The following is a 14,778-nucleotide window of genomic DNA, read 5'->3' as shown; positions in this document are numbered from 1 at the left end:
CGAACGAGGCGATGACCTCGATCTCGACGCGCGCGGCCTTGGGCAGCGCGGCGACGGCGACGGTCGAGCGGGCCGGGAACGGCTCGGCGAAGTACTCGGCGTAGACGCCGTTCATCTTGGCGAAGTCGCCCATGTCAGTGAGGAAGACCGTCGTCTTCACGACGTTGTCGAGCGTCAGGCCGGCGGCCTCGAGTACGGCCGTGATGTTCTTGAGCACCTGCGTCGTCTGGCACGCAGCGCAGCCCTCGACGAGCTCGCCGGTGGCCGGGTCGATCGGGGTCTGGCCCGCGCAGTACAGCATGTTGCCGATACGGACGGCGGCCGAGTACGGGCCGAGGGCGGCGGGCGCCTTGTCGGCAACGATCGCGATCTTGCTACTCATGTGGGGCTCCTTCGTTGTCGTGCGCCGGGGTGGCGCGCCGGTGCGTCGCTAGTGCGAGCAGCCGGTCTTGTTGGCGGCTTCGATGCAGGCGAACTTGATGACCTCGGAAAGCGTGGGGTGGCCGAACACCGAGTGACCCACCTGCGCGACGTTCATGCCGGCGCTCATGGGGATGCTGACCTCTTGGATGAGCTCGGCGGCGGACGGGCCCACGATCTGGCAGCCCACGATGCGACCGGTGCCCATCTCGGCGACGATCTGCACGAAGCCGTCGGCATGCCCCTCACCGAGCGCCTTGCCGTTGCCGCCGAACTTCATGACGACCTGCACGCAGTCGATGCCGCGCTCCTTGGCGCCGTCGCGGGTGGAACCCACGACGCCGATGCCCGGCTCGGTGTAGACGGCGGCCGGCACGTTGGCGAGGTTGACGCTCTCGGTCGGCGCGTTGCCGGCGAGCTCGGCGACCGCGTTCTTCGCTGCGGCCTCGCCCTCGGCCTCGGCGACGTGCGCGAGCATCATCCCGCCGATGAGATCGCCGATCGCGTAGACACCCGCTACGTTGGTCCGGTAGAACTCGTCGATCTTGACCGACGCGCGGTCCATCTCGATACCGGCCTCGGGGAAGCCGAAGCCGAGCCCGTTGGGGCGCCGGCCCGGGGCGGAGAGCACGATGTCGGCCTCGAGTGTGGAGCCGTCGGTGAGGGTGGCAGTGATGCGCTCCCCTGCCTGCGCGACCGAGTCGACCGCCACACCGAGGTGGAACACGACGCCGAGAGCCTCAAGCGCCTTCTGCACCTCGCGCTGCACGCGCCTGTCGTTGCCCGGAAGCACCGCGGGGGTGAGCTCGACGACGTGTACCGTCGAGCCGAAGTTGGTGTACGCGTCGGCGAACTCGAGGCCGATGACCCCGCCACCGATGATGATGATTTCGGCCGGGATGTCGGAGAGTGCCGTCGCCTCGTCGCTCGTCCAGACGCGGTCGAGTGTGTGGTCGATGTTGGGGAGCAGGAACGGCACCGAGCCGGTCGCAAGAATCACCGCATCGGCCTCGACCGAGACGGTCTCGCCGTCCGCAGTCGCGACCTCGATGATCTTAGGCGCGGTCAGCGTACCGGAGCCGTAGACGACCTCGACCTTGAGCCGCTTAGCGCTGCTCTCGATCTGGCCCACGAGCTCGTCGACGACGCCTTCCTTGCGGGCGCGCAGCGTCGGTACGTTGACCGTCGCTGTCGTGGCGTTGAGGCCGTAGTCAGACGCGTGGCGGGTGTCGCTGACGATATGCGCCGAGCGCAGAATCGCCTTGGTGGGGATGCAGCCCCAGTTCAGGCACGTCCCGCCGAGACGCTCCTTTTCGACGAGCGTGACGTCGGCACCGAGACGAGCCGCCTCAAACGCTGCGGAGTAGCCGCCGGGGCCTCCGCCGAGAACTGCGATACGCATTGGGTTCCTCCACACTGGCAACGAGTGAACGTGTGCGCGCGATTCTAGCACGCACACACACGCGCGAACGCGAGAAGCCCCGCCCGGCTGGTGTGCCGGACGGGGCCTCGAGACGCGCGTTCGTGGTGCGCCGCTACTTGCGCTTGATGGTAACGACGTAGTCGGCAGTAATGCCATCCGGCGCCGTGACGCGAATGGTGAGCACTTTGCTCCCGTGGCGTGCCACGGATACCGTCTTGCTGCGCGCAAGGCTGAACGCGCCCGCGCCCACCTTCATCTGTACTGAAGAACCTGCGAGCGTCGGTGACACCGAGATGCGCGACTTGGACGTTCCCGAGGAGATGGTGTTCGTATAGGCGTACTTGGTCTTCGAGAACTTGGGCGACAGAGTGCCACGACTCTTCGTGAGCGACTTAAGAGTCGGGTTGCTCGTGGTGATACTGCCAATCGGGAAGAGCGCTCCGACGGTGTCACCGGGAGTGATGACATCGAAACCCAGAATGCTGATCGTCCCCTTGGCAGTACCAATCGCGTACATGCGTGTGTAGTACTTCGTGCCAGGCTTCAGACCCTTGATCGGAACGGTGAGCGTGCCGACCTCTGATGCACTCAGCTGCCATGAGAGCTGCCTCTTCACATACGGCAGGTCGTAGCGAGACTCAACGGACGGACTGATATTGAGAGTCGCTTCTTGGCCAGCAGCCGCCCCCTGATTGACATCTTTGAGCGCTTGGAGACTCGTCGAGTAGAACACACCATACTCAGTGAGCTGTTGCGGGATATTTCCGCTGGTAGTGTTCTGCTCTACCTGCACCTTACCCAGCGATAAGTTCTTCTGAATCGGTGCTTTCGCTGAACTGACGCACCCCGATAGCGTGAGTGCCGCAACCGCGATTAGCAGCGCAGCACCCAGTAGGGTCTTCGAGCTCTTTGGACTGCCCATATCGTGCCCCCTTGCTCCTTCGGCGCTGCCTGCGCCGTAACGCCTGCCGAAACGCTCTGCGAACTGACGCTCAGAGTATTCCCCTCGGGGGCCACATGACCATGCCCGCTCGGCGAATCTGTGATGCATCTCACTCCCAGTATCCGCCCGCTCGGCACTGTCGTGCAACGCGTGAACGGTCGAAAGGCGTTCAATCGGGGGGCGAATGGTTAGGCGAGGCCCGCGTCGTTGATGATGCGCACTACCGCATCGTCGGAACCGAGCGGCATGATGTGGACGCCGTCGGCGATCTGCGAGAGCTCGCGGACCTGCTCGGTGGCGATCTTGATGGACTCTTCAAGCGGGCTCGCGGCGCTCGTGATGCGGTCGGTGATCCAGTCGGGGACCATGAGACCGGCGAGCTTCTCGTTGATGAAGTTGATCACGCGCGGGCTCTTGAACAGCAGCACGCCGGCGATGAGCTTGGCACCGGTGGGCTTGAGCGCCTCGGCGGCCCGAGCGAACTTCTCGGTGTCGGTGATCGCCTGCGTCTGGAAGAATGTCGCGCCGGCGTTGATCTTCTGGTGCGCGCGCTCCAGCGCGATCTCCCACGGCTCGGCCTCGGGGAACAGTGCCCCGCCGATGAAGAAGTCGGTGGCACCGGACAGCGGCGCACCGTTCATGTCCTTGCCCTCGTTCATGTTGCGCGTGGCGTCGATGAGCAGCGTCGAGTCGAGGTCGAAGACGCCCTTGGCTTGCGGGTGGTCGCCGCCGCGCGGGTCATCACCGGTGACGACGAGCACGTTCTCGAGCCCGAGCGTCCACGCCGCGAGCAGGTCAGACTGCAACGCGAGTCGATTCCTGTCTCGGCAGGTCTGCTGGAAGATCGGCTCGCAGCCGTTGCCGTTGTCGAGCACGACGCGCGACGCCGCGAGCGAACTGAGGTGCAGCGTGGCGCCCTGGTTGTCGGTGACGTTGATGGCGTGGCACACCTCGGAAAGCGTACGCACGCTGGTCAGCATCGCCGAGTAGTCGGTGCCGTGCGGCGGCGCTATCTCGCCGGTGATGACGAACTCGCCGGCATCGAGCATGTCGCGGAGCCGACTCACGAGCCGCTCCCCTCGCCGCTTGCGGCGGCCTTCTTCGCGTCGCGCGCGGGGCGCATGCTCACGGCGCCCGGCTTCAGTTTCGCCGAGTGGTCCTTGGGCTCGATGCGCGCCACGCGGCAGCGGCCCTGCTCGGCAAGGCGCTGCTTGATCTTGACGTGCGTGCACGGCCTGTCGGTCATGACCTCGCACATGCCGTCCCACATCCCGCCGCACGGGCCGTTGAGCAACCCCTTGGGGCAGGTCGTGACCGGACAGATACCTGCGGTCTTGTCGAGGACGCAGTCGCCGCACATCATGCAGCGCTCCTCGAACACACCGTTTCGGATGACGTTGCCCAGAAACGCACTCTCGAGGCCGGGAAACACCGGCTTGGCGATGGCGTCGGCGGCCGTCTGCACGCCTGCACCGCAGGCGAGCACCACGACCGCATCGGCGGCGTCGATCTCGTGCTGGTGCTTGCGCATCTCAAGCCGCGTTCCGCCCGAGTGACACGCGACGGCGCCCACGACCAGACCCGTGACCTCGTAACCGGCGCCCTCGAGCACCGACTTCGCGACCATCAGTTCGGCGTGACCGCCCGTGTGTGCGACCGTGGCGCACTCGCCACAGCCCATGAGAAAGACGCGCTTGGCGCCAAGCTCCTCGAGATTACCTTTGATGCGCGCCCAGTCGCGCGGCTTGGTGATGATCATGCGGTTCTACTTCCCTTTGATCGCGGTGCGCACGACGTTCACGCAGCCCGGTGCGTCCGCCGAGTAACCCGCGCCGATCTGCTCGGCCCACTCGGGGGTGACTACGGCGCCGCCCACGAACACCGGGGTCCCCGGATTGCTCGCGCGCATGGCGTCGACGGTGTCGCGCATGGAGGGCAGCGTGGTGGTCATGAGTGCGGACAGGCATACGGCATCGGCGCCGGCAGCTGCCGATACTACCTCGTCCACAGCAACGTCCACGCCGAGATCGATCACGTCGTAGCCCTGACTCTCCAGAAGCGACACGCAGATGTCCTTGCCGATGGAGTGAATGTCACCCTTAACGGTCGCGAAGACGACGCGCCCTTCGCTCGAGTCCGCCGAGTCGGGCAGGTACGTCTTCACGCGCGCGACCGCGCCCTTCATAGCCTCGGCCGCAATCATCATCTGCGGCAGGAACACGTCGCCGCGACCGTACGCGTCACCCAGCCGCTGGATCGCCGGCGTCAGCACGGTGCCGATCACGTCGCCGGCCGGGGTGCCCGCCTCGATCACAGCGTCGACGAGGGCCGGCGCCGCGTCGGCGTCGCCGCGAAGCACCGCCGTCTCGAGCGCTTCCGCTGGCGTCGCGGCGACCGCCGCGTTCGCGGCGTCCGTGCTCCCGCCGGCGAGTGCATCCGCTCCGGCGGCCGCGGCATCGAGCGCCGATGCGTACGCGGCGTCCCAGGCGGCCCATGCGGTGTGGTGCGCGTCACCATCGAAGCCGGCGACGCGCGCTTGGTTCGCGACGCGCACCGCTTCCATGACGACGTGGTCGTTGGGGTTGATGATGCCGGCGTCGAGGCCGGCGGCGACCGCGGCGTCGAAGAACGCGGCGTTGAGCAGCACCCGGTTGGGCAGGCCATGGCTCACGTTGCTGACGCCGAGGATCGTCGCGAGTCCCAGGTCGTGCGCGCCCGCGAGCGCCGCGACGGTCGTGCGCGGGGCGCTCTCGTCGGTGGCCGCCGTCATCACGAGAGCGTCTACGACGAGCGCCCCGTCCGCGATGCCCGCGCTGTGCGCGGCCTCGCGGATGCGCTCGACGATGGCGACACGGCCATCCGCCGTCTTGGGTATCCCGCCATCGTCGAGCGCAAGCACGACCACCGCGGCGCCGTACTTGGCGACGAGAGGCAGCACGGCCGCGATCGAGGCGGCCTCACCGTTGACGCTGTTGACCAGCGCTCGGCCAGGGTAGACGCGAAGCGCCGCTTCGAGCGCGGCGAAGTCGGTGGTGTCGATGCACAGCGGCAGGTCGGTGGTGCCCACGAGCGCGAGCACGGCTGCTGGCAACGCCTCGACCGCCTCGACTCCAGCCGCACCGACGTTGACGTCGAGCAGGTCCGCACCCGCGGCCTGCTGCTCGGCGGCGAACGAGCGCACGATGCTCATCGAGCCGGCGCGCAGCTCCTCGGCGAGCGCCTTCTTGCCCGTGGGATTGATGCGCTCGCCGATCACGCGCACGGGCGAGCCCGCACCCAGCGTGACGAGCTTGCGCGGTCCCGCGAGCACGGTGCCCGCAAAGCCGCGGTCGGCGATCTCGACGCAGGCCTTATCGGCGACGGCGTCCACGATCGCGCCGGTGTAGGCGGGGGTCGAACCGCAGCACGAACCGACGCCGGCGGCTCCCGCCTGTGCAGCGGCGCGCGCGAAGTCGGCCATCTCCTCGGGGGTACCGGGGAACACGGTGTGGCCCTCATCGTCGAGCGTGGGCAGCCCGGCGTTGGGCTGGACGATGACCGGGAGCTTCGTCGCACTCACCATGCGCGCGAGCAACGGCAGCATCTGCTCCGGGCCAAGCCCGCAGTTCAGCGCGATCGCGTCGGCGCCGGCGGCTTCGAGCACCGCGGCGGCGACCTCGGGCTCGGTGCCCGAGATGTCCATGCGACCGGAAAGCCCAAAGGTACAGCTCGCGAAGACCGGCAGGTCGGTGACGGACTTGGCGGCGAGAACGGCGCAGCGCGCCTCGGCGATGTCGGTCATCGTCTCGATGAAGATCGCGTCGGGTGTCTCGGCGGCAAGGGCTGCGGCTTGCTCCGCGAACGCGGCGAACACCTCGTCAAACGTCGCCGGCCCGAGCGGCTCCATGACCAACCCCGTCGGGCCCATGTCGGCGAGCACGTGCGGCGAGCCGAACTGCTTGGCGATGCGCACGCCCGCACGATTGAACTCGCTTACGCGGTCCGCATAACCGTACTCGGCGAGCTTGGGACGCGAACCACCGAATGTATTGCTGCTTACACAGTCCGCGCCCGCGAGCTTATAGAGGTTGTGGACGTTGCCCACCATCTCGGGTGCGGTGATGTTGAGGAATTCGGGGCACTCGCCTGCCGGCAGCCCGGCACGGTGCAGCATGGTACCCATGGCGCCGTCGACGACGAGCACTTCATGGCCAAGGCGCTTCATGATGTCGGGCATGTGCGAGATCCCTTCGTTGCAGCCAGTCGGCGCTGCATGGCACCAATCCCGTCGCTGCTAGTCCTTCAGTCCTGCGGTGTAGCGAATCGCCATCCACCACATGGTTCCCACGAACAGAGCCGCGAGCACCATCATCTCGGCAAGTGGGCCGAAGCCGAATTGAAGCATGAATGCGCTCCATTGTCCCGAGATCACCGCCCATGCAATGTCGGCGATCCCGCCAAGCACGAGCAGTAACACGCAGCCGTTCACCCACCGCTGCGCTGCAACCCGGCCCCGCGCACTACCTAGAGGGAACGTGAGACACAGCCCCAGTGCGACTGCGAGCACGATCCAGAAGCCAACTCCGATGAAGCCGTAGGTCGCCATCTGCCCGTAGCCGAAGTTCATACCCGGCTACCCGATGCACTTCAGGTGCCACACGGCCACGGTCACGATCTCGTCGTGGTCGAACGCGAGCTTCGGCAGCTCGTCGGCGAAGAACCACGCGGCCTCAGCGGCGTCGTCGCCACCAACCACCTTGAGCGGCTCGAGTCCGATGTCGGCCAGGTACACCGCCGAGACGGTCCAACCACGCGGGTCGCGGCCAGGGTCGCCCCAGGTACCTATGGGCAGCAGCGCCCCTTCCCACACGAGCCCGGTCTCCTCGGAGAGTTCACGGCGTGCAGCCTCGACCGGCCGCTCGCCCTCGTCGACGAAGCCGCCGGGCAGCGCCCAGCAGCCCGCGAAGGGCGGCATGCCACGCTTGACGAGCAAGACTTTGCGAGCGCTCGCCGGACCGGCGAACACGACGGTGTCGACGGTGAAGGCGGGCCGCGGATACTCGTAGGTGAAGGGACTCATGAGCACAGTGTAGCCGACGCTTGAAGCCCCTCCGACGCGCGCGGCGTCGCGTTACACTGAACGCGCTGTGCCCGCACCCGTACCACCGGAGGTCTTCGCCCGTGCCCCAACTGTCACAACGCGCCAAGGTCATCATCGCGATGCTCATCCTCTACGTTGTGTGGGGCACCACCTATCTCGGTATCAAAGTCGGCCTGGACGCCGGACTACCGCCGGCACTCTTCGCGGGCGTGCGTCAGATCCCCGCGGCGCTCATCATGTTCGGACTCGCGCTGTGGCGCCGCTCTCCGCTGCGCATCTCACCCCGCGACCTGCGCACAGCGTGCATCGCCGGCATCCTGCTCATCGTGGGCGGTCAGTACTTCACCTTCCTCGCCGAGCAGAACGTGCCCTCCGGTATGTCCGCTCTCGTCGTCGCGCTCATCCCGCTGTGGATCGCACTTGTCGAGTCGGTGTTCCCCGACATGCAGCGGCCGGGCAAGCTCGGCTGGCTCGGTCTTGCGATCGGCTTTTCGGGGCTCGGCATCCTGATGTGGCCGCACATCGTGGGCGCGGCCACGGGCACCAAGGAGCTGGTCGGCATCGGCATGCAGCTCATCGGGTCGTGGCTGTGGACCGCCGGCACCATCTATTCCAAGCGCCATCCCACTACCGCCGACAACTTCGTCGTCACCGGCTGGGAGATGCTCATCGCCGGGGCGGTCCTGCTGCCGCTCGGCACGGTGCTGGGCGAGTGGTCCCGCTTCCATCCCGACCCCAAGGCCATCGGCGCCATCCTGTACCTGGTGGTCTTTGGCAGCGCCATCGCGTTCACGGCATTCACCTACGCGCTCCAGCACCTCAGTGCGAGCAAGGTCATGACGTACGCCTACGTCAACCCGGTCATCGCCGTGTTCGCAGGTGCGTTCGCAGGCAGCATCGGCCTCGTCCCCGCCGAGCCCATCACCGCACCGACCCTCATCGGGATGGTGGTCATCGTCGGCGGTGTCGCACTCACGACGAGTGCGCCGACACTGCCGCCGCGCAGAGCACCCGAGTCACCGGACGCCGCCACGCTTGCCGCCGAGCCCCTCGTGGAGCCTGTCGCCAGCGAGATCTGAGCCGCGCACTCGCCGCCGCCGCGAGTTCATTGGAGCAGTCTCACTTCTGTTTCATAGCTTCTCCATAGGGCCTTCACCCCCAGCTCATCCGGGTCCGCCATCCTCGGTTCAGGAAGTAATCACCGGGTACCGAGAGGAGGCGTCCCATGCAACTCACGATTATCGCGCTCGCAGCATTCACGGGTGTCGCCGTATCCCTCATCGTCGCAAGCTATCTCGGCACCTACGCATCAACCCACCGAGCTGTTCCGGTGTCCGCACCGGTCGCTCCGCTCGACGAGGCCGAGCGCCTGCTCGCCCGCCGATACGCGCGTGACGAGATCACTCACGACGAGTACTCCCGGATGCTCTGCATCCTCAGACGATAGCTTTCCTCCGCACGGCGCTGCCCCCCTTCAGTGCCGGTGTTCCCCCCTCCTTGTGTGAAGCGACCCGGTTTGGCAGAACCGGGTCGCTTCGCGTTTCCAGTCAAGTGCCGTTCAGCGCCTCTGGCGGCATCAACCCAAGGTTCACCTTCGTGTTGATGCCCTCTAGCAGGGCTTTCTCGGCATACCTCGATTAGTACTTGACACTTGCATTCGTCATATGTGTGGTCTACTATTCGACCTGTCCTATATTGAGTGGGGGCCACGGGACATGTCGTTGGAGCACGCGATTCTTGGATTTCTCTACGCTGCACCGCGCTCGGGCTATGACCTGAAGACGCGCTGCTTCGACGTAGAGGCGAGAACGCTGTGGACCGCCGATCAGGCGCAGATCTATCGCACACTCGAGCGTCTCAAGGACTCCCGGCTCGTCTCGGTGACGCGCCGCCGGCAGGCCGGTCGCCCCGACCGCAAGCTCTACGAGATCACTCCCGCCGGGCGCGACACCTTCGCCGCACTTGAGACCGCAGCGGCGCCCCTGCCCGCCCCGCGGGACGCCTTTCTCCTCCAGGTCTACTTCGCTGCGGAAGCATCCGACGATGTGATCGTCTCTCTCCTGCACGCGCGACGGGCACAACACCAATCGCGGCTCGAGCAGCTCCGCGCCGACGCCATCGCGCTCGCTGATGACTCCGCATTGACCGAGCGGGCGTCGGCGATGAGGCATGCGGCCTTCGACGGAGCGATGGCGCGGGAGCGCGCATCCATCGACTGGCTCGACGACATTCGGGAAGCGATCTCGGCGGGGCACCTACCGCCCGCCGAGATTTCTGAGTCCGGTTCGGCGAATCCCCTTTTCGGATGGGCGCAGGCATGAGACTCTGTGCCCAGGACACAAGGAGCGCATCGTGCTGATTGTCGCGATCGACGCAAGTCCAGTTCGTGGCGTGGTAAGCCAATCCGTCGAGGAAGCCGCCCGCTCAGCTGAGGCGGCAGGGGCCACCGTCTCCCGAATCCGCCTCGCAGACCTCAGCGTTCACTCCTGCACCGGCTGTGGCATGTGTCGCTACACCGAGGCGTGCAAGATCCCGGACGACCTTCCTGAACTGGCCGAACGCATCAGCCAGGCCGATGGTGTGATCTTCGGACTCCCCTCGTACTTCCGCAGACCGGACGCTTCCACCGCCGCGCTGCTCGCCCGCTTCAAGCGCTTCTTCCCCGACACCAAGCAGCTGGTGCTGCCGGGTGTCGGCCACCGCGAGATACCCCCAGCGCCGCACGTCCGAGCAGCCAAGCGCGCCGTCATCATCACAGCGTGCGCGGCCCCCGAACCGCTCGCGACGTTCTTCGGCTACACCACGGGCCCGATTCGGGAGTTGCGCAGCGCATTGGACACCGGCGGGATCCGCACAGTGGGTTCGCTCGCGCTGACCGGCGGCTGGAACCGCCACGCGTTTGATGAGTGGGAGCGCGACCGCGCGTCTTCGCTCGGTCGCATGCTCGCCGGCAAGATCTAGGCAACCGCCTTCTAGCCGAGCAACTCGTCCATCACCAGGCGGCCGGGATCGAGCACCAGTGCTGAGGCAGTAGCGGCGTCTTCCGCATAGTGCGTCGCGCCATTAGCTGTGACACCGGGACCCCACAAGAGGAACGGTACCGGCTCGCCCACGTGTGTCTTGATCTCGATCGGCGTGGGATGGTCTGGCATTGCGAGGATGCGGACGCCCCCGTGCGAGTGCGCGTAGGCGAGAACCCGCGAGACGACGTCACGGTCGATGGCCTCGATCGCTGCGACCTTGGCCGCCGTGTCTCCGGCGTGGCCCTCCTCGTCGGGCGACTCGACGTGAATGACAACGAGGTCGTGGTCTTCGAGCGCCGCAAGTGCCCCGTCGGTCTGCCCTGTGTAGTCGTTGTCCGATCCACCGGTGACCCCGGCGATGTCGAGCCGGTCCATCCCCGCAAGGACAGCCAAGCCGTTGAGAAGGTCCACGCCGCTCGTCATCGCGGCGCTGACCCCCCACTTCGCGGCGAAGGGAACCATGCCGCTCGGTGCCGCGCCCGGCCAAAACGGCCAGATGTCGGTGACGGGCAACTTGCCGTCGGCGACGCGGCATCGGTTCACCGCACTGTTGTCGAGCAGCGGGCGGGCGCGATCCATGAGATCGAGCAGCAGCCCGGCTCCCGCGCCCGAAGGGAGATGACCCGCGACCGGCTTATCGGAGATGTCGTGCGGTGGTGTGTAGGCGAGCTGCAGCAGCTCGGGGTGGCCTTTGACGACGAGGATGTGCCGGTACGCAACACCCGGATAGAAGCGGAAGGTGTCGTCATCGAGTGCCGTCGCGATGTCGAGGATGATCGCGTTGGACTCCTCGGTGGCGATGTGGCCGCACGCGTACGACGTCATGATGCCGTCAGTGATCGTGACCGTGTTGACGCGGAGTGCGATCTCATCGGGAGCAAGCACGATACCCATGCTCGCGGCTTCGATGGCTCCTCGACCGATGTAGTCGGCGACCGGATCGTAGCCCAGGATCGACGTGCACGCAGCCGACGATGATGGCTCCTCGCCCGCCGGCACCGTCTGTGCCATGCCGATGCGGCCCTCGCGTGCGAGCGCATCGAGGTTCGGGGTCTCGGCGGCGGCGAGCGTCGTTCGCCCACCGAGCGCGTCGAGCGGCCATCCGGCGGCACCGTCCAAAATCACGACCACGTACTTCATGCGGCTCCTCGTCTCAGCGTCGGCTAAGGGTACCAGCCTCGCCGCCCGCTACGCCACGCCGCGGCCCCGCGCGACCGGACGCGAGAAAGCGATTGACTCCCGCCGCGACGCTCGCTAATGTGAACAGCGTTCGTATTATGAACACCGTTCATTACGAAGGAGCGATTCACGCATGGCTGCATCGACCACCCGAGGCGAACGTACGCGCGACGAGATCCTCTCGGCGGCGACCCAGGTCGTCCTCGAGAGCGGGCCCGACTCGTTCTCGCTGCGCGAAGTCGCACGACGGGCCGACCTCGCTCCCTCGGCGCTCTACAACCACTTCGCCAACCGAGAAGCACTCATCATCGCCCTTGCCTTCCGCGCACTCGGAGCGCTCGGTGGCTACCTCTCGGCGGTCCCCGAGTGCCCCACGGCGACCGAGCGCCTCGAACGACTGGGACTCGCGTACCGCGCGTTCGCGCGCGAGCATCCCCAGGAGTATCGGCTGGTCTTCGAGTGTCTCCAGAACCCGCCCACGGACTGGACGACCTACATCACCGTGGCCGACCCGTTCCTAGTCATCATCGGCGCGTGCGAGGCCGGGTTGGCCTCCGGCGAGCTGCACGATACGCACGGCGTGGGTGCCGCCGGAATGGCGTACGCGCTGTGGACGCTGTGTCATGGCCACGCCTCGCTGACCGCCCGCAACCTCGCATACGTCGATGGCGACTTCGAGGCGCTCGCCGCCGCCGGAGTCACCTCGATGCTCGCCGGCTTCCGAAAGGACTCGTAACCGTGAACACCCGCCGACAGAAGCTCCGCCGTTTCATCATCGCCGCACAGTTCGTGATCCTACCGATCACGCTCAACTACTACTCGCCCTACCTGATGACGTCCGGGACAGCGGAGCGTATCGCCACCTTCTCGCTCATCTTCTGGCTCACCGTCTTTGCGACAGGACTCGTGGTCGGGCGGTCGTTCTGCGGCTGGGGCTGCCCGTTCAACGGCCTGCAGCAGCTCTGGGAGTCGGTGGGTGTGCGGCCCCTCAAGCGCGTCCGGTTCCTCTCGGCGATCAAGTATGTGATGTGGATCGCATGGGTGGCCGCAGTCTTTGGCATCGCCATCTCAGTGGGCGGCTGGAGCAGGTTCGACCCGTTCTACATGACCGAGAACGGAGTCTCCGTCAGCAGCGCCGGCAACCTCATCACCTACTTCGGCCTCGTGCTGCTCACGCTGGCACCGCTCGCCCTGGGGCGTCGCGGGTTCTGCCGCTACCTGTGCCCCTTCGGCGTGTGGGCCATCGTCGCCGAGAAGATCGGCTATGCCCTGCACATCCCGCGCATCGCCCTTGTCGCCGACTCATCGAAGTGCACCGCTTGCGGTTCGTGCACGAAAGCGTGCCCCATGCAGCTGCCGGTCACCGAGATGGCGCAGTCGGGCTCGATGCGCACGCCCGAGTGCTTCATGTGCGAGACCTGCGCCGACGTCTGCCCCAACAAGACGATCACGGTGGGCTACAGGCGCGCAGAGTAGACGCCGGGGGCCAAAGTCAGCCTCGGCGGTCACGCCGCACGCACGCCATCGTCACCGAGCGAAGACGATGCGTGCGTTCCGCCCGTTTGTGGAACGATAGACGGGGGGTTTCGAACGGACTTCAGGAGGATTCTGTGAGCACATCTGGCAGCGGCCGTGGCACGCGCATAGTCATCGTGGTGGCGATTCTCGCCGTCGTGGGCATCGCCGCGTTCTTCCCGATCGCCCTGGCAACGGACCGCTCGGAGTTCTGTCGCTCATGCCACACCATGGTGCCGTTCTACGACGCGTGGGCGACCGGCGGCCATGCCGAGCACGCCGCGTGTATCGACTGCCACGTCGACGCCGGCTACGAGGCACGCTTCACACACAAGTTCGTGGCGCTCAAGGAGGTCTACGCCGAGTTCTTCACCAAGGCCAACTTCCCCTCCTACAACGCCGAGATCCCCAACGAGCGTTGTCTGCGCTGCCATCCCGACGCGCCGTCCAAGGTCGTCGACAAGTTCAGTCACCCGGAGCATCTCGAGAAGGACACGCAGTGCATCTCGTGCCATGGCACGACAGGTCATAAGGTGAGCGTGGCCTCGCTCGCCTCGGCGGGTATCCTCAACGCCGCAAACGTGACCGCGGGTGACGAGTTCATCGGACAGAACCCGAAGGACGCCGGAACCAAGGGCAGTGTCTACCCGGGCCACAAGAAGGTGAACTGCCAGAACTGCCACGATCAAGCGAAACTCCAGTGCAGCTACTGCCACAAGACGCCGGCGAAGCACTTCGGGCCGAAGTGCACCGCCTGCCACAAGGACGCGTCAGTCGACTTCGACGAATTCAAGCACCCTGATGCCGGCGAGCACGACTGGCGCAAGCGCGCGTGCAAGAAGTGTCATCCGAACGGCTACGATACGGTCTACTGCACCTGCCACAAGGGCAAGCCACCCATTGATGACTGATCGAAAGACAGCACGAGACGATCGGAAGCGACCCCGCGCGAGACAGCGCGTGTGGCTGTTCGCGGCTGCCCTTGTCGCCGCGCTCGCACTCGCTCTCGTCGCCGCCGCGTTGTGGCTCCCGGGTGGCGATGGCACCAGGCGTGCGGGCAATGGCGCCTCGGCACCCGCGACGGCGACGCCGGCCGCGAACGCGAGCACCGGCGCGACGGGGGCGGCAGCCACGCCGAGTCCGCCCGCGGCCGCGCCGCGCAAGTCACTTGCCGAGTGGGACGCGTTCGTTACGC

General features: G+C 66.5%; 17 protein-coding genes. 8 read left to right on the top strand and 9 right to left on the bottom strand.

Annotated elements, in window-relative coordinates:
- From HGB10_10795 to HGB10_10760, 8 genes are all read right to left on the bottom strand, one after another.
- A partial coding sequence (locus HGB10_10795; GenBank protein ID NTU72286.1) for a RidA family protein occupies positions 1-382 on the bottom strand: 382 nt, incomplete at its 3' end.
- A 48-nt stretch (positions 383-430) separates the two neighbouring features.
- Positions 431-1,822 (bottom strand): dihydrolipoyl dehydrogenase, encoded by a 1,392-nt coding sequence (gene lpdA, locus HGB10_10790; protein ID NTU72285.1) that lies wholly within the window; start codon positions 1,820-1,822, stop codon positions 431-433.
- 133 nt (positions 1,823-1,955) lie between these two features.
- Positions 1,956-2,765, bottom strand: a complete 810-nt coding sequence (locus HGB10_10785; GenBank protein ID NTU72284.1) for a cadherin-like beta sandwich domain-containing protein — start codon at positions 2,763-2,765, stop codon at positions 1,956-1,958.
- 209 nt (positions 2,766-2,974) lie between these two features.
- Complete coding sequence (locus HGB10_10780; protein NTU72283.1) at positions 2,975-3,853, bottom strand: 5,10-methylenetetrahydrofolate reductase; 879 nt, start codon at positions 3,851-3,853, stop codon at positions 2,975-2,977.
- Positions 3,850-4,545 carry a 5,10-methylenetetrahydrofolate reductase gene (locus tag HGB10_10775; GenBank protein NTU72282.1) on the bottom strand — a complete coding sequence of 232 codons (696 nt, stop codon included), beginning with the start codon at positions 4,543-4,545 and terminating at the stop codon, positions 3,850-3,852. The genes HGB10_10780 and HGB10_10775 overlap by 4 nt, the downstream gene beginning before the upstream one ends.
- A gap of 6 nt (positions 4,546-4,551) precedes the next feature.
- Complete coding sequence (locus tag HGB10_10770) at positions 4,552-7,002, bottom strand: dihydropteroate synthase (protein ID NTU72281.1); 2,451 nt, start codon at positions 7,000-7,002, stop codon at positions 4,552-4,554.
- Between the two features lie 57 nt (positions 7,003-7,059).
- Complete coding sequence (locus HGB10_10765) at positions 7,060-7,392, bottom strand: hypothetical protein (GenBank protein NTU72280.1); 333 nt, start codon at positions 7,390-7,392, stop codon at positions 7,060-7,062.
- A 6-nt stretch (positions 7,393-7,398) separates the two neighbouring features.
- The gene (locus HGB10_10760; GenBank protein ID NTU72279.1) at positions 7,399-7,845 is read right to left on the bottom strand and encodes an NUDIX hydrolase; all 447 of its coding nucleotides are present in this window, start codon (positions 7,843-7,845) and stop codon (positions 7,399-7,401) included.
- Positions 7,846-7,946: 101 nt separating this feature from the next.
- Here HGB10_10760 and HGB10_10755 point away from each other — a divergent pair, with 101 nt between their 5' ends.
- The 4 genes from HGB10_10755 (at position 7,947) to HGB10_10740 (ending at position 10,827) form a co-directional block, all read left to right on the top strand.
- Entirely contained in the window at positions 7,947-8,945 is a 999-nt protein-coding gene (locus HGB10_10755; protein ID NTU72278.1) for an EamA family transporter, read from the top strand.
- A gap of 146 nt (positions 8,946-9,091) precedes the next feature.
- On the top strand, positions 9,092-9,313 hold the full coding sequence (locus HGB10_10750; GenBank protein ID NTU72277.1) for a hypothetical protein: 222 nt from the start codon (positions 9,092-9,094) through the stop codon (positions 9,311-9,313).
- Between the two features lie 268 nt (positions 9,314-9,581).
- Entirely contained in the window at positions 9,582-10,187 is a 606-nt protein-coding gene (locus tag HGB10_10745) for a PadR family transcriptional regulator (protein ID NTU72276.1), read from the top strand.
- 31 nt (positions 10,188-10,218) lie between these two features.
- On the top strand, positions 10,219-10,827 hold the full coding sequence (locus HGB10_10740) for a flavodoxin family protein (GenBank protein NTU72275.1): 609 nt from the start codon (positions 10,219-10,221) through the stop codon (positions 10,825-10,827).
- Between the two features lie 11 nt (positions 10,828-10,838).
- On the opposite strand, the gene HGB10_10735 is transcribed toward HGB10_10740, so the two are convergent.
- Complete coding sequence (locus HGB10_10735) at positions 10,839-12,029, bottom strand: cofactor-independent phosphoglycerate mutase (protein NTU72274.1); 1,191 nt, start codon at positions 12,027-12,029, stop codon at positions 10,839-10,841.
- A gap of 172 nt (positions 12,030-12,201) precedes the next feature.
- Here HGB10_10735 and HGB10_10730 point away from each other — a divergent pair, with 172 nt between their 5' ends.
- The 4 genes from HGB10_10730 to HGB10_10715 all read left to right on the top strand — a co-directional run.
- Positions 12,202-12,804: a TetR/AcrR family transcriptional regulator gene (locus HGB10_10730; protein NTU72273.1), complete on the top strand. Its 603-nt coding sequence runs from the start codon at positions 12,202-12,204 to the stop codon at positions 12,802-12,804.
- 2 nt (positions 12,805-12,806) lie between these two features.
- Entirely contained in the window at positions 12,807-13,544 is a 738-nt protein-coding gene (locus HGB10_10725; protein NTU72272.1) for a 4Fe-4S binding protein, read from the top strand.
- A 134-nt stretch (positions 13,545-13,678) separates the two neighbouring features.
- A complete protein-coding gene (locus HGB10_10720) occupies positions 13,679-14,494 on the top strand; it encodes a hypothetical protein (GenBank protein NTU72271.1) in 816 nt (271 codons plus the stop codon).
- Between the two features lie 49 nt (positions 14,495-14,543).
- Positions 14,544-14,778 (top strand): hypothetical protein (locus HGB10_10715; protein NTU72270.1); only part of this gene is annotated, 235 nt, incomplete at its 3' end.

Source organism: Coriobacteriia bacterium, from assembly GCA_013334745.1.
Taxonomy (GTDB): Bacteria; Actinomycetota; Coriobacteriia; order Anaerosomatales; family JAAXUF01; genus JAAXWY01.
The sequence above is the reverse complement of the archived record's forward strand: the minus strand, read 5'-3'. Positions and strand labels throughout refer to the sequence as shown.